The organism is Saccharothrix sp. CB00851 (genome assembly GCF_001905065.1).
Taxonomy (GTDB): domain Bacteria; phylum Actinomycetota; class Actinomycetes; order Mycobacteriales; family Pseudonocardiaceae; genus Actinosynnema.
In genome coordinates, this window is sequence record NZ_LWLC01000009.1 from 1 (window position 1) to 19,144 (window position 19,144).

The 19,144-nt window shown below is 70.6% G+C and carries 19 protein-coding genes; 17 read left to right on the plus strand and 2 right to left on the minus strand.

The window, feature by feature from the left end; translation table 11 throughout:
• Positions 1–881 precede the first annotated feature (881 nt).
• The 3 genes from A6A25_RS10395 (at position 882) to A6A25_RS10405 (ending at position 3,723) form a co-directional block, all read left to right on the plus strand.
• A complete protein-coding gene (locus A6A25_RS10395) occupies positions 882–2,030 on the plus strand; it encodes a cystathionine gamma-synthase (protein WP_073888042.1) in 1,149 nt (382 codons plus the stop codon).
• A 185-nt stretch (positions 2,031–2,215) separates the two neighbouring features.
• The gene (locus A6A25_RS10400) at positions 2,216–3,049 is read left to right on the plus strand and encodes a hypothetical protein (protein ID WP_073888044.1); all 834 of its coding nucleotides are present in this window, start codon (positions 2,216–2,218) and stop codon (positions 3,047–3,049) included.
• A 227-nt stretch (positions 3,050–3,276) separates the two neighbouring features.
• Complete coding sequence (locus A6A25_RS10405; protein WP_083668217.1) at positions 3,277–3,723, plus strand: DUF4279 domain-containing protein; 447 nt, start codon at positions 3,277–3,279, stop codon at positions 3,721–3,723.
• A 98-nt stretch (positions 3,724–3,821) separates the two neighbouring features.
• Here the strand turns inward: A6A25_RS10405 and A6A25_RS10410 are convergent, their stop codons facing one another.
• A complete protein-coding gene (locus A6A25_RS10410) occupies positions 3,822–4,238 on the minus strand; it encodes a hypothetical protein (protein ID WP_143193064.1) in 417 nt (138 codons plus the stop codon).
• 106 nt (positions 4,239–4,344) lie between these two features.
• The gene (locus A6A25_RS10415) at positions 4,345–4,539 is read right to left on the minus strand and encodes an ATP-dependent Clp protease proteolytic subunit (protein WP_073888050.1); all 195 of its coding nucleotides are present in this window, start codon (positions 4,537–4,539) and stop codon (positions 4,345–4,347) included.
• 356 nt (positions 4,540–4,895) lie between these two features.
• Between A6A25_RS10415 and A6A25_RS10420 the strand changes: the two genes are divergently transcribed.
• The 14 genes from A6A25_RS10420 to A6A25_RS10485 all read left to right on the plus strand — a co-directional run bounded on the left by A6A25_RS10420 (position 4,896) and on the right by A6A25_RS10485 (position 19,140).
• Positions 4,896–5,780: an ABC transporter substrate-binding protein gene (locus tag A6A25_RS10420; protein WP_241828580.1), complete on the plus strand. Its 885-nt coding sequence runs from the start codon at positions 4,896–4,898 to the stop codon at positions 5,778–5,780.
• Positions 5,781–5,796: 16 nt separating this feature from the next.
• The gene (locus A6A25_RS10425) at positions 5,797–6,891 is read left to right on the plus strand and encodes a FecCD family ABC transporter permease (RefSeq protein ID WP_073888199.1); all 1,095 of its coding nucleotides are present in this window, start codon (positions 5,797–5,799) and stop codon (positions 6,889–6,891) included.
• Positions 6,888–7,673 carry an ABC transporter ATP-binding protein gene (locus tag A6A25_RS46260; RefSeq protein ID WP_073888054.1) on the plus strand — a complete coding sequence of 262 codons (786 nt, stop codon included), beginning with the start codon at positions 6,888–6,890 and terminating at the stop codon, positions 7,671–7,673. Before A6A25_RS10425 ends, A6A25_RS46260 begins: the two co-directional genes overlap by 4 nt.
• Before the next feature lie 38 nt (positions 7,674–7,711).
• Positions 7,712–8,290 carry a hypothetical protein gene (locus tag A6A25_RS10435; RefSeq protein WP_073888056.1) on the plus strand — a complete coding sequence of 193 codons (579 nt, stop codon included), beginning with the start codon at positions 7,712–7,714 and terminating at the stop codon, positions 8,288–8,290.
• A 30-nt stretch (positions 8,291–8,320) separates the two neighbouring features.
• A complete protein-coding gene (locus A6A25_RS10440) occupies positions 8,321–8,800 on the plus strand; it encodes a hypothetical protein (RefSeq protein WP_198932639.1) in 480 nt (159 codons plus the stop codon).
• On the plus strand, positions 8,797–9,702 hold the full coding sequence (locus tag A6A25_RS10445) for an SAM-dependent methyltransferase (RefSeq protein ID WP_073888058.1): 906 nt from the start codon (positions 8,797–8,799) through the stop codon (positions 9,700–9,702). Before A6A25_RS10440 ends, A6A25_RS10445 begins: the two co-directional genes overlap by 4 nt.
• 25 nt (positions 9,703–9,727) lie before the next feature.
• Positions 9,728–10,585 (plus strand): phytanoyl-CoA dioxygenase family protein, encoded by an 858-nt coding sequence (locus A6A25_RS10450; RefSeq protein ID WP_073888060.1) that lies wholly within the window; start codon positions 9,728–9,730, stop codon positions 10,583–10,585.
• Entirely contained in the window at positions 10,570–11,523 is a 954-nt protein-coding gene (locus tag A6A25_RS10455; RefSeq protein ID WP_073888063.1) for an ABC transporter ATP-binding protein, read from the plus strand. Before A6A25_RS10450 ends, A6A25_RS10455 begins: the two co-directional genes overlap by 16 nt.
• A gap of 10 nt (positions 11,524–11,533) precedes the next feature.
• Entirely contained in the window at positions 11,534–12,337 is an 804-nt protein-coding gene (locus tag A6A25_RS10460) for an ABC transporter permease (RefSeq protein ID WP_073888065.1), read from the plus strand.
• Positions 12,334–12,954, plus strand: a complete 621-nt coding sequence (locus A6A25_RS10465) for an adenosylcobinamide amidohydrolase (protein ID WP_073888067.1) — start codon at positions 12,334–12,336, stop codon at positions 12,952–12,954. Before A6A25_RS10460 ends, A6A25_RS10465 begins: the two co-directional genes overlap by 4 nt.
• Before the next feature lie 646 nt (positions 12,955–13,600).
• Positions 13,601–14,701: a BMP family lipoprotein gene (locus A6A25_RS10470; RefSeq protein ID WP_073888069.1), complete on the plus strand. Its 1,101-nt coding sequence runs from the start codon at positions 13,601–13,603 to the stop codon at positions 14,699–14,701.
• 88 nt (positions 14,702–14,789) lie between these two features.
• Positions 14,790–15,836 carry an NAD(P)-dependent alcohol dehydrogenase gene (locus tag A6A25_RS10475; RefSeq protein WP_073888071.1) on the plus strand — a complete coding sequence of 349 codons (1,047 nt, stop codon included), beginning with the start codon at positions 14,790–14,792 and terminating at the stop codon, positions 15,834–15,836.
• Between the two features lie 482 nt (positions 15,837–16,318).
• Complete coding sequence (locus tag A6A25_RS10480; RefSeq protein WP_083668238.1) at positions 16,319–17,737, plus strand: family 2B encapsulin nanocompartment shell protein; 1,419 nt, start codon at positions 16,319–16,321, stop codon at positions 17,735–17,737.
• Complete coding sequence (locus tag A6A25_RS10485; RefSeq protein WP_073888075.1) at positions 17,734–19,140, plus strand: family 2B encapsulin nanocompartment shell protein; 1,407 nt, start codon at positions 17,734–17,736, stop codon at positions 19,138–19,140. The genes A6A25_RS10480 and A6A25_RS10485 overlap by 4 nt, the downstream gene beginning before the upstream one ends.
• The last annotated feature ends 4 nt before the right edge of the window (positions 19,141–19,144 follow it).

Below are 19,144 nucleotides of genomic sequence, written 5' to 3' on the forward strand. Positions count from 1 at the left end.
AGGCCTCACCACGGAACACACGACCGTCTTCCAACACCAATGCCGCGTTAATCGGCACGCTCCCCCCAGCGCACTTCTCCCTGACCTCGCCCAGCGCGCGGTCGAACGCACGCCGAACAAAGCCGGGTTGAATCGTCGGATCCAGTTCAGCCGAGCGGGCACAATGCCGCGGCCCGGTCGAGAGTTCAGTGGCGGTCGGTTCGGCGCGGCGAAGACGAAGGTCGAACGTGGCTCGTTCGAAACACCTTCTCCGGCTCGGCCTCCCCCCTGGTCCCACAGCATTCGCGGTGCTGATAATTTGCTGCCGTCCAGACATTGGCAGATTAGCAGCAGTCGTCGTCCGATCGGCAAGGTGGCCATTCGGGTCAAAGGCATTACCATATGTCGGTCATTCGCCTGAAACATGGCGTTCACACGAATGGTTCATAGACACCCCGATCATGCCGCTGATCGCCAGGGGAGGTGCTGGTGATCGGCCCATCGCGAGTCCGCAGAAAGCGGTGGTGGGTCGGCAGGTGGCCGGGTCGTTGCTACGCCGAACGATGGCGGTGTCCGCCACCGCCCGACACTCGTTCGGACGAACGTCGACAGTTGACGTTTTTCCGGCGAAAGAAGGCGGAGGGCCGGTTGTTTTCGGCGGTGAAATCGGTATTGACCTGCGAAAAGGCGTGAGTCTCCGGCGCGGGCGGTGCTGTGAAGATCGTCCTGCGGACCGGTGGCCGTGACCGGGTCCACCGTCCGGCGTCCGACAGCGGAATCCCGCAGGCCGCCACCCGTACGAGGGCGTCACGGCGCTCCGCGGAGAGTTCACCCGAACCGGTCATCCGGCCGTCCGTACCGCCGGCCTTGAAACGATCTTGGTCGGCGATACGCTGGACGCCATGACCGAAGATCACTACGGGTTCGCGACCAGGGCAATCCACGCCGGCCAGGACCCCGATCCCACGACCGGTTCGGTGATCGTGCCGATCCACGCGACGTCGACGTTCGCACAGGACGGCGTGGGCGGGCTGCGCGGTGGGTTCGAGTACTCCCGCACCGGCAACCCGACCCGGGCCGCACTGGAGGAGTGCCTGGCCGCGTTGGAGGGCGCACGGCACGGGCGGGCGTTCGCGTCCGGCATGGCGGCGACCGACACCGCGCTGCGCACGATGCTGCGGCCCGGCGACCACGTGATCATCCCCAACGACGCCTACGGCGGCACGTTCCGCTTGCTGGACAAGGTGATGGCGCACTGGGGCATCGAGTACACGCCCGTGGCGCTGGCCGACGTGGACGCGGTGCGCGCGGCGGTGCGGCCGAACACCCGCCTCGTCTGGGTGGAGACGCCGACCAACCCGCTGCTCTACATCGCCGACATCGCCCTGCTGGCCGAGCTGGCGCACTCGGTGGACGCGCGGCTGCTGGTGGACAACACGTTCGCGTCGCCGTACCTGCAGAGCCCGCTGGAGCTGGGCGCGGACGTGGTGCTGCACTCCACCACCAAGTACATCGGCGGGCACTCCGACGTCATCGGCGGCGCGCTGGTCACGTCCGACGACGAGTTGAACGCGGCCTTCGGCTTCCTGCAGAACGCCGCCGGCGCGGTGCCGGGGCCGTTCGACGCGTGGTTGACGCTGCGCGGCCTCAAGACCCTCGAAGTGCGCATGGAGAAGCACTCGGACAACACCGAGAAGATCACCGAGGCCCTGCTGCACCACCCGAAGGTGACCAAGGTCTTCTACCCGGGCCTGCCCGAGCACCCCGGTCACGAGGTGGCGACCAAGCAGATGCGCCGCTACGGCGGCATGGTGTCGTTCACCGTCGAAGGTGGCGTGGATGCCGCGCTGCGCGTGTGCTCCCGCACCCGCCTGTTCACGCTCGCCGAGTCCCTCGGCGGTGTCGAGTCGCTGATCGAGCACCCCGGGAAGATGACGCACCTGAGCACCGCCGGTTCGCCGTTGCAGGTACCGGGTGACCTGGTGCGGCTCTCGGTGGGCATCGAGTCGGCCGACGACCTGATCGCCGACCTGGTGGCAGCCCTCGACTGACCCCGCACCCGACCCGAACGAACACCGCGGCCACCCGTCATCCGAAACGGTCGGCCGCGGTGTTCGCGTCTCGGCGCACGCCACCGACTCGGTCGTGGGCGCGGTGAAACGTACCCTTTCAGACCAGTACTCGAACCGGGTCTTGGCTCTCTTACGGAGTAGCTCCCACTCCGAAGCGAGGAACCATGCCCCTGAACGACCTCACCAAGCCCAAGCCCGGCCGCGTCCCGGACCACGAGCGCGTTTCGCTGAAGGCCTTGCTGAACGGCAACGGCTTCACCGACGTCGAATACCTGAAGGCGTGCAGCGCCGACGCGGACGCCCAGGACCTGAACACCAGGTTCGCCCGGGTCGAGGCAGTGGAGAAGCAGTTCGACAGCTCCAACATCACCTCGCAGAAGCGGCGCAAGCTGCGGATCGACTTGGAAACCGAGTACGACCTCCTGCTCGACGCCGCGCAGCGGTACGTGGGCGACGCGACCACCGCGTACCAGGACGCGGTGGAGGCCCAGGTGGACGTGCTCCGCGGCGAGAACCCGGGCAAGGACGAGATGTTCATGAACATCTGGAAGGACCGTTCGCCGCGGATCGCACCGGACGCCCGGCTGGCGAAGTGGGTGGTCGCCGACCAATTCCGCACCGACATCCGCAACCGGTACAAGGCCAAGTACAAGCTGAGAGCCGCGAAGGTCTCACCGCTCACCGAGCAGGAGCAACACGCCCTGCAAGTCGAGCAGCACAACATCACCGTCCAGCTCAATGCCTGGGACGGCAAGCGCGACGACGCGCAGGGCTGCAACGACATCGGCACGTGGGGCACCTCGGCGGGCGGCGCGGGCGCCGGCTTCGCGGTGTCGGCGGTCAGCCGGAACGTCTGGAACGAGCTCGCCGTGTGGTGGCGCGGCAAGCAGAACACCTGCATCACCCCCAGCGACACGAGCAACTGGTCGCTGAAGAAGTCCCGCGTCGTGAACGACAACCGCAGCCCTCGGTTCAACTACCACATCAACATCGCCTGAGCACGAGCGAGGGCGGCACGACGTCGACCGTGCCGCCCGGTCGGTGCATCGCCTTGACGGCCGTGCTCGACTTGGCGCAGGCAGCGGGCGACCAAGGAGGAGTTCACCGGGTCGGACCGACACGTCTCGGTCAACTGGGACCCTGAGACCGGCTTGTACGGCACCATCAAGTTCTCCAGCGAGGACCCCGGCCAGGGTGGGGGCCGACGAGGCGGGAGGCGACGTCGATGACAGAGCCGGCAAGACCGTACCGGTGGCGGGTGTGCCTGGGGGTGCGCAGCGCCGGTCCCACCGCGGACGACATCACCGCCTGGCTGGGTGTTCCGGCCGAGCACACGTCGTCGGTGGCCGCACGTCGGTGGCCGCACCTCTGGGAATGGGACTCCGGGCTGTCACCTGACGCCGAACTGGAAGAGCACCTCGTCGCGCTCCTCCACCGGTTCCACGACCGGGTGGACGCGGTCCGCGAACTCGCCCGGCGACCGGACTGCGAGGTCGCGATCGAGGCCGTGCTGCACTTCGACGCCCGCGACGAGGACGATTCCCTGCCGGCGATGTGGGTGCCGCCGGAAGTCGCGGCCTTCGCGGCGGCCTGCGGGATAGGCCTCGACATCGACGCCTACCTCGACCACGGGACCTCGCCCCCGTCACCACGGTCGGCGACCGATGGTTGAGCCCGCTGCGCCACGTCACGAGGCTTCACACCGCAAGGTCACCGAGCCGTCCACGGTGTCCCAGAATTGGCCAGTGACCGCTCCGTCGGCCGGCCGGCTCAGAGGTCGAACCACGCCTCGACGTCACGCCTGTTGAGCATCAAGAGGACCACGGCCGCCAGTCCCACGCCGATCAGCGCGTAGACCGGATCGGCGGTGAACACGGCCACCACACCGGCCACCAGGTTCACGGCCTGGAAAACGATGATCGTGGTGCGCACCCAGCGCTTGCGCCAGGAAATCCCGAGCGCGCAGACAACCAGCACCGCCACCATGAGAAACGCCACCAACGCGACGACAAGCCCGGGCAAGACGTCCTCGACGTCGTCCCGACCGCGCCCGACACCCTCCACGACCTCGGCCGACACCGCGATCGTCACGACGAGGTTCGCGACCGCCTGGAACCACAGCAGGCCGCCCACGACCTTGAGCCCGAGCGGCATGGACTCCGGGTCGTATTCGATTTCGTCGGTCATGGCCATCCCTTCTGCCTTGCGGGAGCGTCAAGCAGAACAAGCCGCGATACAGCACGAAGACAGCTCGGAATTGCGGCGTTCCAGCCTTGGTGAACCGGCCCCAGGCTCACCGCGGAGCGGACCCCAGCCTGTCGTGAATCCCGTCGATCAAGCCGTAGTCGAGCGCCTCCTGCGCGGAGAACCACCTTTCCGCGGCGAAATCCGCGGCGACCCGCTCGACGGTTTGGCCGGTCTGCTCGGCGACCATGATCGTCGTCTCGCGCAGCGTCCTGGCGAGCAGGTCGAGTTGCACGTCCGTCACGGGAGGAGGGTCAACAGTGCCAAGCGGCGGAACATGCAACGACCGTAGGCGGGTGGAACACGCGGCGGGATCCGCTGACCTGATGCTGCCAGAACCGGCTCGGGTGGAATATCGAGCCGGACGTTACCGGACCAAGTGGAATATTTCGCTTTACGTGTGCACCTCTCACCAAACTCCGCACCCACCGGTGATTACCCCTGATGGGGTATCCCGGGCGGGGTCGCAGCGGCTAGATTTGGCCCGGCGGGCGTGCGGTTCACGAGTTCCGTGAGGATCACGATTGTGGACGCGCCACCTGTTCGATTGGGGGACTGGTGTCGGGTATTTCTCGTCTTCGTGTCGCGGCCATCCTGGTAGTGGGTGTCCTGATCGGCTCCTGTGGCACGGCCACGCCCGCCGACCCCTCGCCGACCGCCAAAACGGCAGCCGAGTACCCGGTCACCGTCGGCGACCTGACCCTGGCCGAACGGCCCGCGCGGATCGTCGTGCTGGCGCCCACGGCGACCGAGATGCTGTTCGCGATGGACGCGGGCGACCAGGTCGTGGCGGTGGACGACAACTCCACCTACCCGGCCGAGGCGCCCAGGTCGGACCTGTCGGGGTTCCAGCCCAACGCCGAGGCCATCGCCTCCTACGAACCCGACCTGGTCGTGATCTCCAACGACATCAACCAGGTGAAGGACCAGCTCGGCACGCTGAAGATCCCCGTCTACCTCGCCGGCCCGGCGCAGACGCTCGACGACACCTACACCCAGCTCGAAGACCTCGGCCGGCTCACCGGGCACGGCACGGAGGCCGCCGACGTCGTGCGGCGGATGAAGGACGACATCGACAAGATCCTGGCGGACACGCCGAAGCGCGCCGACAAGCCGACCTACTACTACGAGCTGGACCAGTCGCTGTACTCGGTCACCGGTGACACGTTCGTCGGCTCGCTGTTCGACCAGGTGGGCCTGGTCAACGTCGCCGACACCGTGGACCCGCGGCAGCTCAACGCCGGCTACCCGCAGCTGTCCGTGGAGTTCCTCATCCAGGCCGACCCGGACCTGATCTTCCTCGCCGACACCAAGTGCTGCGGCCAGAGCGCGGAGACCGTCAAGGCACGTCCGGGCTGGGGCGCGATCACGGCGGTGCGGGAGGACCGGATCGTGGCCCTGGACGACGACATCGCCTCGCGGTGGGGGCCGCGCGTGGTCGAGCTGGTCCGGGTGATCGCGGACGCGGTGGGCAAAACCGGGTGAAGGGCCGCGCACCGTGGTGAAACCCGCCGACCGCGACACCCCCGCGCAGCACGTCCGCGTCCCGCTGCGGCCCGCGCGGTTGCGGCCGGTGTGGTTGGTGGTGGGCCTGCTCGCGGTCGTCGGCTCGCTGGTCGTCGGGGTGAGCGTCGGACCGGTCAACCTGCCGCCGACCGGCGTGGCGCGGGAACTGGTGAGCCTGCTCCCGTGGGTCGACCTGGACAGCGGGTTGTCCGAACGACAACAGGCGCTGCTGCTGGAACTGAGGCTGCCCCGGGTCGTGCTCGGGCTGCTGGTCGGCGGGCTGCTCGCGCTGGCCGGTGCCTGCTACCAGGGCGTGTTCCGCAACCCCCTCGCCGACCCGCACCTGCTGGGCGTGGCGGCGGGCGCCGGCCTGGGCGTCACGGCGGTGATCACGTTGCGCCGCAGCGGAGGTGGGGCCGCCACCGGTGCGTTGCCGTTCGGCACCCCGCTGGCCGCGTTCGTCGGCGCGATCGCCGCCGTCACCATGACCTACGCCCTCGCGTCGCGAGGTGGTGACCGGGCGCCGTCCACCCTGATCCTGTCGGGCGTCGCGGTGTCGGCGTTCCTCGCGGCCGGTCAGACGTTCCTGATGCAACGCGACGCCGACGCCATCCGCGAGGTCTACTCGTGGCTGTTGGGCAGGCTCGGCACCGCGGGGTGGCGCGACGTCCTGCTGGTGCTGCCCTACGCGATCGTGACCGCCGCGGTGGTGCTCCTGCACCGGCGGGACCTCGACGTGCTGTCGGTGGGTGACGCGGAGGCCTCCGCGCTCGGGCTCGACCCGCAGCGCACCCGATACCTGCTCACCGCCGCGGCGTCGCTGGGCACGGCGGCGGCCGTCTCGGTGTCGGGGCTGATCGGTTTCGTCGGCATCATCGTGCCGCACACGGTCCGGCTGCTCGCGGGCGTCGGCTACCGCACCATCCTCCCGGTCTCCGCGCTGGTCGGCGGCGCGTTCCTGGTGCTGGCCGACCTCGTCGCCCGCACCGCCGCCGCGCCCGCCGAGGTGCCGATCGGTGTGGTCACCGCGTTCCTCGGCGCGCCGTTCTTCGTCCTCGTCCTGCGCACCAGCACGGCGGCCCGCTCGTGACCGCCGCCGACCCGGTGATCGAGACCCGCGGCCTGCGGGTGGAACTGGGCGGCAACCGCATCCTGGACGGCGTCGACCTGGTCGTCCACGCGGGCGAGTGGGTGACGGTCATCGGACCGAACGGCGCCGGCAAGTCGACCTTCCTCGGCGCGGTCACCGGCCTGGTCCCGGCGGCCGGTGAGGCGTACCTGCTCGGCCGGGACGCGCGCCGGATGCGCCACCGCGAGCGGGCCCGCCTCGTCGCCTCCGTCGCCCAGTCACCGGTCGTGCCGCCCGGCGTCACGGTGCTCGACTACGTCCTGCTCGGACGCACCGCGCACATCCCCCGGTTCGGCCGCGAGTCGGCCGCCGACCTCGACGTCGTGCACGACGTGCTGGTCCGGCTGGAGCTGCACCCCTTCACCGGCCGCGTGCTGACCACGTTGTCGGGCGGCGAGCTCCAACGGGTCTTCCTGGCCCGCGCCCTGGCCCAGCAGGCACGGCTGCTGCTGCTCGACGAGCCGACCAGCGCCCTGGACATCGGTCACCAGCAGGAAGTCCTGGACCTGGTGGACGCCCTGCGCCGCGACCACGAGCTGACCGTGCTCACCACGATGCACGACCTGTCGATCACCGGCGCGTACGCCGACCGGGTGGTCCTGCTCGCCGGTGGCCGCGTGGTGGCCGACGGCACCCCGCGCGAGGTGATCACCGAAGCCGCGCTCGCCACCCACTACCAGGCCCGGGTCCGGGTGATCGACACCGGTGACGGGCCGCTGGTGGTGCCCATCCGCGCCCGTTGACCCGCCGGACCGCACATCGGGACACAGAGGAGGACTTCGTGGAACAGCAGCCCTGCACCGACTCCACGGAACTGCTCGCGGACCGCGCGCGGCTGGCCGACCGCCTGGCCGACGAGGGCTACCTCTACCTGCGGAACGTGCTGCCCCTGCGGCTGCGCGCCGGGACGATCGTCGGCTGGGAGACCGACGTACCCGTCGAGACCGTCCACTGTGGACCGGTAAGTCCCGGTGACGTCCTGTTGTTCACCGCGCACACCGTGCACGGCGGCAGCCCCGACACCGGCGGCCTGCGGCTGTCCGCCGACTGCCGCTACCAGCCGTTGCGCGAACCGGTGTGCCGCGACTGCGTCGAACTCGACGACGGCGACTGGGACGAGGTCTACCGCACCTGGCCGGGGCAGGGCCGCGACGACCCCCTGGCCCACTACTGGCGGGGGCTGCCGCTCGACGTCGTCGCCTACGACCCGCGCGCCGACGTGGCGCGGGAACGTGAAGCGATCGCCGCCGGTCGCCGCCACGACCCCGCCGCCGCTCGCGCGTTGCAGGTCACCGCCGAGCACAGCGCCGACCCGGCGGTCGCGGCCGAGGCAGCCGCCCTGCTGCGCGTACTCACCTAAAGACCAAGACAACGAATTCAGGAGGACACCGTGGCGTTGAGCCCGCAGGCGGAACTCGTCTGGCAAGGTCGCATCCACCTGGGCGACGAGCCGGGCATCCACGGCAACGCCGCCTACAGCGGCCTGGGCGTGGAGTTACCCCTCACGCTGGACAAGACCGACCCCTCGGCGGCGGACACGACGACGCTGGTCGTGCGCACCCGCGACGTGCAGACCTTCCAGGGCTACCCGGGCCACCTGATCACGGTGACCGCCTACGTCCCCGACCCCGGCGACCCGAACCACAGCGTGCCCACCGTGCTGGCCACCGAACGCCTCACCAGCGCCGACGACAACGTCAAGGAGGTCGAGGTCGACCTGTCCGGGCTCGCCTTCCCGGCGTTCCTCGGGGTGCGCGTCGCGGTGGACACCGAGGTGCCGCCGGGCCTGTACGACGATTTCCTGCTCGTGCGGCTGAGCAACTCCGCGGCGGACTTCGCGTTCGTCGCCACCTTCGGGTTCCGGGCATGACCGCGTCCAGCCCACCCCAGGAGCACTACACGTCCGACATCGTCGGCGCGCACGTCGGCGTCCCCGGCGCCGGCCTGCACGCCTACTTCACCAAGGACCTGCTGCACCCGCCGATGGTCGCGGACACCGAGATGTGGGCCGACGGCGAGCAGTGGTGGCGCGGCTCGCGGGACCACACGCTGGACGTCGGCAGGCTGGCCAGGCTGGTTCCGGGTGAGCACGTCCTCGACGTCGGGGGCGGCGTGGGCGGCCCCGCCCGGCTGCTGGCCGAGCACTACGGCGTACGGGTCACCTCGGTCACGAACTCCGTCGCGCACGCCACCACCTACCGGCGGATCACCGAACGCCACCCGCAGTTCCGCGAGACCGTCCGCGTGCACCTCGCCGACTGCCAGCGCGAACTCCCGCCCGGGCCGTACGACGTGGCGATCAGCATCAACATGATCTACCAGGTCGCAGACCACCAGGCCGCGTTCACCCGCGTGTTCGACGCGCTGCGGCCCGACGGCCGGTTCGTGGTGGACGACTGGATGCTCACCCCGCTGGCCGACGACCGCGACGTCGAGCGGCTCTCGGCCCACTTCCGGTACCCGCACTTCACGCACACGGACCGGATCGAGCACGAACTGCTCGCGGCGGGCTTCCCGCCCGCCGAGGCGATCCTGGACCTCGGGCACATCGGCCGCGGTCCCATGGCCGAGCACTTCGAGCACCAGATGCGCAGCTACTTCGCACCCAGGGTGCTCGCCGACTGGCCCGGTGACCCGCACGTGCTGCCGGGACGGCCCGCCTACGGGCAGTTGATGCTCGACGAGTTCATCGCGGCGGTGAACCTCACCCTCCAGCTGTACCGAGACCACCGCATGACCTACCGGCGGCTGCTGGTGCGCAAGCCCCGCTGACCCGTCCCGCGCGAGAGGATCCGGCATGGACGCGAACACCGAACTGGTCGAGGGCCTGGCCCGGGACGGTTTCTGCCTGGTGCCCGGGGTGCTCGGCCGAGCCGAGCTGGACGGGCTGGCGGAACTGGCCCGGCGCAAGCTCGACGCCGAGCGGCCCGAGCACTTCGAGCGGTTCTCCCACCACGGCAGCCTCATCCCGGTGCGCTACGACGACCCGGAACTCGTCGCGGTCCTGCTGTCACCGGGCGTGCGGGAGGCCTTCCGGAGCCTGGGCATGACCGACCCGAAGTGGATCAACGGCTACGTGATCGCGAAACCACCGCGGTCACCGGGCCTGTGGTGGCACCAGGACTGGTGGGCGTGGGGCACACCCCGCACGTACACCGCCGAGCCGACCCAGCTGTTCTGCATGCTCTACCTGCAACCCACCACGCCCGAGAACGGCTGCCTGCGGGCGATCCCGGGCAGCCACCTCGCCCGCCACCCGCTGCACGACCTCCCGGAACCGCACACCCTGGAGATCGAGGGCCAACCCGCCGACTCGCCGTCGCACCAGCGGTGGCCGGGCGAGGTCGACGTGCTCGCCCAGCCCGGCGACCTGGTGATCGGTGACGTCCGGGTCATCCACGCCACCCACCCGAACACCACCGACGCGTGGCGCACCGCGGTGGACCTGCTGCTGGTGCCGCACTTCTCCTCGCTGCCGGCGGAGTTCCGCGCGCACTACACCAACCAGTTCTGCCAACCGCCGGTCGGCTGGTGGGAGGACCCCGAGCACCCGCTGGTCGGCACCCCGTTCGGCGAGCTGCTGCCGACGTACGACGGCCCGGACCGGGACCGCATGATGGCCTACTCCCGCAAGCCGACGTGGCCGAACCCGTGACGGGCGAGGCGATCACCACGACCGGTCTCGGCCGGGCCTTCGGTGATCGCCACGCGGTGCGCGACCTCCACCTGCAGGTGCCGACCGGTCAGGTGATGGGGTTGCTCGGACCCAACGGCGCGGGCAAGACCACCACGATCCGGATGCTGACCACACTGCTCGCGCCCACCTCCGGCAGCGCCCGCGTCGCCGGTCTGGACGTGCGGCGGTACCCGGCCCGCGCCCGCGGGCACATCGGGTACGTGCCGCAGGAGAAGGGGGTGCGGCACCTGCTCACCGGCCGGGAGAGCGCGGAGATCGAGGCGGACCTGCACCACATCCCGCGCCGGGACCGGGACCGGCGGGTGACCGAGGTGCTGGACCTGCTCGGCCTGCTGCCCGACGCCGACCGGCTCGTGTCGGAGTACTCCGGCGGCCTGCAACGCCGGTTGGACCTCGCCTGCGGGCTGCTGCACCGCCCCGACGTGCTGATCCTGGACGAACCGACCCTGGGGCTGGACGTACCGTCCCGGCGGCAGGTCTGGGAGCACGTCCGGCAACTGCGCGACGGTGGCGGCACGGTGCTGCTGGCCACGAACTACCTCGACGAGGCGGACGCGCTGTGCGACCGCGTGACGATCCTGGACCGGGGTCGAGAGGTGGTCACGGGGACACCGGCCGAGCTGAAGCGGAAGGTCGGGGCGGACGTGGTCGTGGTCCGGACCCGGCAGCCGGACCGGTTGGGCCGGGCGCTCACCGGGCTGCCGTGGGTGCGGCAGGTGAAGGTGGTCGATGCCGACGTGTCGGTGTTCGTCGGGGACGCGCCCTCGGCACTCGCCGCGATCATGGCTGCGGCGCGGCGGCACGACGTGGCGGTGCTCCGGGCGACCTACGAGCGGCCGACGCTGGACGACGTGTTCGTGCACTTCACCGGTCACGCCGCGGCGGGCGTGCCGTGACGGGCCGGCTGTGACGGGCGCGGCCCGTGCCGCCCGGCTCGGCCCGTGGGCGCAGGAGCTGCGGGCCCTGCTGCGCCGGTGGTACCTGCAGTTGGTGCGGGAACGGGCGCACCTGGTCCTCACGCTGTGCCAGCCGGCGTTCTGGTTGGTGTTCTTCGGGCTCGGCGTGGGCAGGCTGGTCGACCGCGCCACCGTCGGCACCGACGACTACACCGCGTTCATCCTGCCCGGGGTCATCGGGTCCACCGTCATCGGCTCGGCGATCAGCGGCGCCGTGCCGTTGTTGTGGGACAAGGAAACCGGCTACCTGCACAAGTTGCTCAGCATGCCGATCCACCGCGGTTCGATCCTGCTGAGCCGGCTGCTGTTCCAGGTGGCGGTGACCGGCGTGCAGGTCGCGTTCATCCTGCTGGTCGCCGTCGTCCTCGGCGTGCGCGTCGCCACCGGTTTTGCCGGGCTGCTGCTGGTGTCGCTGGTGGCGGCGCTGCTCACGGTGGCGCTGACGGCGGCCTTCCTGGCCCTGGCCCACCACGGTCCCGGGCACAACACGTTCTTCACCGTCAGCGGCTTCGCCGCGCTGCCGTTGTTGTTGGCCAGCAACGCCTTCGTGCCGCTGGCCGCCATGCCCCGGTGGATGGCCGCGGTCGCCCGGCTGAACCCGCTGACCTACGCCAACGAGGCGTCACGCCAACTGGTGCTCGGCGGCTGGCACCCCCGCCTCGTCGGCTACCTGGCGGGCCTGTCGCTGTTCGCCGCGGCGTGCGTCGCAGCCGCCTACCTGGCCTTCCGCAAGCAAGCAGGGGGAGCGTCGTGACACCCGAACTGCACCTGGCCGCCGGCGCCCCACTCCTGCTGTGGCGCCTCGACCACCCGTGGTTCGCCATCTCGTCCGCCGTGCACGGCGGCGGCATCGGCGAACGCGAGTGGGTCCTCAACGCCACCGTCGGCTCCGACTACCGCCGTGACGACCCGGGCGACCACGTGGCGGAACTGGCCGCCGCGTGCGGCCTGACCGGCACCGGCACCGGCCTGCTCACCGCCCTCGACGTGCGCCGGCAGGTGACCACGACCGACCGCGGCGTCACCGTCACCGCCACCACCGGGATCGGCGCGCACTGCACGTGGGCGGCCGGGGACGGGGAGCTGGCCTGGCTGCCGGGCACGATCAACGTCGTCGCCTGGCTCCCGCTCCGCCTCACCCCCGCCGCGCTCGTCAACGCCGTCGCCACGGTGGCCGAGGCGAAGGCGCAGGCGCTGCGCGAAGCCGGCCTGCCCGGCACCGGCACCCCCACTGACGCCACAGTCCTGCTCTGCCCGACCACGGACCCGTTCGACCGCTACGGCGGCCCTCGCTCCGTCTACGGCTCCAGGCTGGCGCGCGCCGTGCACGCCTGCGTACGTGCGGGCCTGCGAACCTCCCCGATGTCGTGAAGCGGCCCCGGGGTCGGCCACTCCGCCGTCCCGAGGGGCTGGGGACATGCGGCGGGTCGAGGCGGGCCTTGTTGTTTCTCCCGACGTTTCAGACGAATAATAACACCGTGTTCTTTGGTGTCGGAAGCATGATCACCCGATCGTGGAACCGGCATTCGGCAAAGGTGCAGGTCAGAGAGGTGGCTGGCGTCACGCCCCGCGGTTGGCCCGTATCAACATCGCCGCGTCCGAGAGTTGGCGGTCGCGGCCGGATCGACCACTGGCAGCTCGCGTGGCGGTTCGGCGACCTTTGAGGCAGCACCGGCGACGGTGAGCCGGCCCAAGGACGCCGGCCGCCGCCACCGGCGTGCAGCGGGCCGGGTCCGGGCCATTTGCCCGACGCCGCCCAAACTCTCGTGCTGGGCGAGGCCGAAGCTCCGCGCCGCGGGCGTCCGACTGACCCCGCCCCGGGGACCTCCGCCACCGGTGGCCCCGTTCCCAGCAGATGAGCGTTCGTCCGGACGGTCGCGGTGAGCAGGTACGGTCCGTCGCGCCAGCCCTGATACGGCCATCGGGGGAGTGTCTGCTCGAACGAGCAGGGAGGGGACGAGCCGTGCGCCGTCGTACGTATAGGACCGCTGTTGCCGCGATCACGTTGACCAGCCTCATGGTGGTGAGCGCCTGCGCGAAGGACTCCGGCGCCGGCGCCACCGGGTCGTCCGCTTCCGCCGGTGCCGCTTGTGAGTTCGCGCCGGCGCCCAGCGCGCCCGCAGGCTCCAACACCAGCGCCACCGAGGACAAGGGCGGCGAGAAGGTCGACGCGAGCGCGCTGAAGGTCGGCCTGGCCTACGACATCGGCGGTCGTGGTGACGCGTCGTTCAACGACCTCGCCGCCGCCGGGTTCGACCAGGTGATCAAGGACACGGGGGTGAAGAAGGAGAACACCCGCGAGCTCTCCGCCGCCCCGAACGAGGACGAGTCGGTGAAGCAGTCCCGCCTGCGCCAGCTCGCACGCGAGGGCTTCGACCCGATCGTCGCCGTCGGCTTCGCCTACACCGAAGCGTTGCGGGTCGTCGCGCCGGAGTTCCCGGACGTCCAGTTCGGCCTGGTGGACTCGGCGGTGGAGGGCGCGGCCAACGTCACGCCGCTGGTCTTCGCCGAACAGGAGGGCGCGTTCCTGGCCGGTGTCGTGGCCGCGTACCAGAGCAAGAAGTGCCACGTCGGTTTCGTCGGTGGCGTCGACATCCCGCTGATCCACAAGTTCGAGGCCGGTTACGTCCAGGGCGCCAAGGCCGCCGCGCCGAACATCGTGGTCGAGAAGAAGTACATCACCCCGGCCACCGACTTCACCGGCTTCCAGGACCCCGCGAAGGGTCTGGAGACCGCGAAGGGCCTGATCGAGAAGGGCGCGGACGTCCTCTACCCCGCCGCGGGCGCGTCCGGCATCGGCGTCTTCTCCGCGGTGAAGCAGGCCGGTGTGCTGGCGATCGGCTGTGACGCCGACCAGTACCACCAGCCCGCGCTCGCCGACACCAAGGACGTCATCGTCGCGTCGAGCCTCAAGCGCGTCGACGTGGCGGTCTACGACTTCGTCCGGGCCGCCGCGAGCAACGACCTCGCGTCCCTGCCGAAGGTCTTCGACCTCAAGGTGAACGGTGTCGGCTACGCCACCTCGGGCGGCCGGATCGATGCGAAGCTGCAGGGCATCCTGGAAGGGTTCAAGGCCCAGATCATCGAGGGGAAGATCAAGGTCGCGGACAAGCGTTAGACGGCGGGTGCACGCCACGCGTCCTCGTGGCGTGCACCCGGCTTGGGAACCCACCGGCACTGCTCCAACCTCGTGACGAAGGACGTTGATGATTTCCGCACGCGCATTCACCGCGATCTCGGCCACGGACCCGCTCGTCCCCGGTGTGGTCGAGCGGCGGGACGTCGGTCCGAAGGACGTGCTGGTCGAGATCGCCTGGGCCGGGATCTGCCACTCCGACATCCACACCGTCCGGGGCGACTGGGGTCCGGTGCCCTACCCGCTCACGGTCGGGCATGAGATCGCCGGGACCGTCGTCCAGGTCGGGGCGGAGGTCACCGGGCACGCGGTCGGTGACCGGGTCGGCGTGGGGTGCATGGTCGACTCCTGCCGCGAGTGCGCGAACTGCCGGTCCGGTCGGGAGCAGTACTGCCTGCGCGGGTTCACCGACACCTTCAACGCCATCGACCGCGACGGCCGCGTCACGCAGGGCGGCTACTCGTCCCACATCGTCGTTGACGAGCACTTCGTGCTGCGCCTCCCGGACGCCATCCCCTTCGCGAAGGCCGCACCGCTGCTGTGCGCGGGCATCACGACCTACTCACCGCTGCGGCACTGGAACGCCGGGCCCGGCAAGAAGGTCGCGGTCGTCGGCCTGGGCGGGCTCGGCCACATGGCCGTCAAGTTCGCGCACGCGATGGGCGCCGAGGTGACCGTGCTGTCCCACAGCCCGCGCAAGCGAGAGGACGCGCTGAGGTTCGGCGCCGACCACTACCACGCGACCAGTGACCCGGCGACCTTCGAGCGACTGGCGAACACCTTCGACCTGATCGTCAACACCGTCAGCGCCCCGCTCGACTTCGACGCCTACCTCCGGCTGCTCGCCCTCGACGGCACGATCGTCAACGTCGGCGCGCCGCCCGAGCAGGTACCGGTTTCCCTGTTCACGCTCTTCGCGAACCGCCGCTCGTTCGCCGGGTCGACGATCGGCGGTATCGCCGAGACGCGGGAGATGCTCGACTTCTGCGCCGAGCACGGCATCACCCCCGAGGTCGAGGTCATCCGTGCCGCGGACATCAACAAGGCGTGGCAACGCGTGCTCGACGCCGAGGTCCGGTACCGGTTCGTCATCGACATCGCCACCCTCGCGGACTGACCCGGGGTCATCACCGAACGCGCGTCGGACCCCGCCACGGCCCGCTCGTGCCGACCGACGTCCCACAGCGCCGAAGTCAGATCGCCCCGGCACGTCCACCGCGACTCACCCGTCCACCCCTACCCGTGGTGACCGGCGGGTGCACGGTTGTCGGTCGTCACTGCTCCGCACGGGCCGCATCTCGCAGATCTGTGAAATAGCGGTGGACGCGCAAGATCACACGCGCGGGTAGTTGAATACGACGCACCGTAGATATCGCCTCCGGCTCTCACCGCATCGGGGCGGTAATTCACTCGCACGGCATAACGGCGGCACGTTATCCACAGGCCTCTTTCGAGTGACTTCACACGGTTGGAAGGCGCTGCTAGCGTCGGGTTCGTCGTTCTCCGAATAAGCGCCGCAGTAATGACCGACCGCGGCGCTCATTCCGCTGCGGTCGGGCGTTGGCGTGAATTGCCTCAAGACTCGGATTGGTGGTGCTCGTGACTCTCGCGCAACCGGTGGAATCGGTTCCCGACGCGTCCGAGACCAGGCTGAGCCTCGGCCCGGCCGCCGCCCGCAACCTCGCCACCACGACCAAGTCCGTGCCGCAGATGCAGGCGATCTCCTCGCGGTGGCTGCTCAAGGTGCTGCCCTGGGTCGAGGCCGAGGGCGGCACGTTCCGGGTCAACCGGCGGCTCAGCTACGAGGTCGGCGACGGCCGGGTGACGTTCACCGACACCGGTTCCGGGCCGGCCGTCATCCCGGCGGAGCTGGGCGAGCTGCCGTTGCTGCGCGGGTTCGACGAACCGGATGTGCTGGCCGCCCTGGCGGGCCGGTTCGAGCGGCGCGACTACGAACCGGGCGACGTGGTGGTCGCGTCCGGCGACCCGTCGGACGAGGCGTTCCTGATCGTGCACGGCAGGCTGAACCAGGTCGGCACGGGCGAGTACGGCGACCGGACCGTGCTCGGCGTGCTGGCCGACGGCGACCACTTCGGCGACGACAGCCTCACCGACCCGAGCAGCACGTGGGACCTCACCGTCAAAGCCGTCACCCGGTGCACCGCGCTGGTGCTGCCGCAGCGAGCGTTCGACGAGGTGCTCGCCCAGTCGGAGGCGCTGAGCGGGCGGCTCCGGTGGTTCCAGGCGAACCGCGGCGCACAGCGCAACGAGCACGGCGAGGCGGATGTCGCGGTGGCCTCGGGCCACGAGGGTGAACCGGACCTGCCGAGCACGTTCGTGGACTACGACCCGGCGCCGCGCGAGTACGAGTTGGAGGTCGCGCAGACGATCCTGCGGGTCCACCGCAGGGTCGCCGACCTCTACAACGAGCCGATGGACCAGACCGAGCAGCAGCTGCGGCTGACGATCGAGGCGTTGCGGGAGCGGCAGGAGCACGAACTGGTCAACAACCCGCGCACCGGGTTGCTGCACAACGCCGACCTGAAGCAGCGCGTCCGCACCCGCGGCGGCCCGCCCACCCCGGACGACCTGGACCACCTGCTGTCGTTGGTGTGGAAGGAACCGGGCTGCCTGCTGGCGCACCCGCGCACCATCGCGGCGATCGCGCGCGAGTGGAACCACCGGGGCCTGCACCCCGACCCGGTCGAGGTCCACGGCCACCACGTGCCCGCGTGGCGGGGCGTGCCGCTCTTCCCGTGCAACAAGATCCCGATCAGCGGGCACCACACCAGCTCGGTGCTGCTGCTGCGCACCGGCCTGGAGAACCAGGGCGTGATCGGCCTGCACCAGACCGGCCTGCCCGACGAGTACCGGCCCGGGCTGACCGTGAAGGACATGGGCACCGACGGCAAGGCGATCACCTCCTACCTGGTCAGCGCCTACTTCTCCGCCGCCGTGCTGGTGCCGGACGCGCTCGCGGTCCTGGAGCAGGTCGAGATCGGGCGGGAGGAGGCATGACCGCCGTCGAACCGGCCGAGTCGGTCGAGCACGCCGAGCACCGCCTGAGCCTGGGCACCGAGGCCGCCCGGGTGCTGGCGACCACGACCAAGACCCGGCCGCAGGCGCAGGCGATCACGCCGCGGTGGCTGCTGCGCCGGTTGCCGTGGGTGGAGGCGGCGGGCGGCACGTACCGGGTCAACCGGCGCCGCACCTACGAGGCCGGCCACGAACGGGTCGCGTGCACGGCGCTGAGCGGGCGGTTCCGGGTCGTGCCCGAGACGCTGGCCGAGCTGCCGCCGCTGCGCGACTGCGACGACGAGGACGTGCTCAGCGCCCTGGCGGACCGGTTCGAGCAGCGCCGGTACGCGCCGGGATCGATCCTTGTCGGCGCGGGTGAGGCGACCGACCGCCTGGTCGTGGTGGCACACGGCCGGGTGTCGCAGCTGGCCGCGGGCGAGTACGGCGACCAGGTCGTGGTCGACGTCCTGGCCGACGGCGAGTGCCTGGGCACCGAGGTGCTGACCGGCGCGCCGGGCACCGCGCGGTTCACCGCGAAGGCGCTCACCCCCGTCATCGCGCTCACGTTGTCGTGGCAGGCGGTGGCCGACCTGCTCGACGCCTCACCGAGCCTGCGCGCGCACGTCGAGCGCAACCGCGACCGGCCGCTGCCACCGCGCAACAAGAAGGGCGAGGCGGAGATCGCGGTGGCGTCGGGTCACGCGGGCGAGCCGGAGCTGCCGAGCACGTTCGTCGATTACGACCCCTCGCCGCGCGAGTACGGGTTGGAAGTCGCGCAGACGGTGCTGCGGGTGCACACCAGGGTGGCCGATCTCTACAACGAGCCGATGGACCAGACCGAGCAGCAGCTGCGGCTGACCGTCGAGGCGTTGCGGGAGCGGCAGGAGCACGAACTGGTCAACGACCCGCGCATCGGGCTGCTGCACAACGTCCACCCCAGCCAGCGCATCCACGCCCGCAGCGGCCCACCCACCCCCGACGACCTGGACAACCTGCTGTGCCGGCGGCGCAAGACGCGCCTGTTCCTGGCCCACCCGCGCACGATCGCGGCGTTCGGCCGCGAGTGCACCCGCCAGGGGCTCGACCCCGGCACGGTCGAGGTGGACGGCGGTGTCCGCCAGCCGGCGTGGCGTGGGGTCCCGGTGCTGCCGTGCGACAAAATCCCGATCAGCCGCCGCGGCACCAGCGCCATCCTCGCGCTGCGCACCGGCGAGGCCGACGAAGGCGTCATCGGCCTGCACCAGACCGGGCTGCCCAACGAGCTCGAACCGGGGCTGACGGTGCAGCCCATGGGCACCGACGCGAAAGCGATCACCTCCTACCTCGTCACCGCCTACTACTCGGTCGCCGTACTCGTCCCGGACGCCTTGGGCGTGCTCGACGACGTCGAGATCGCCCGCTGAGAAC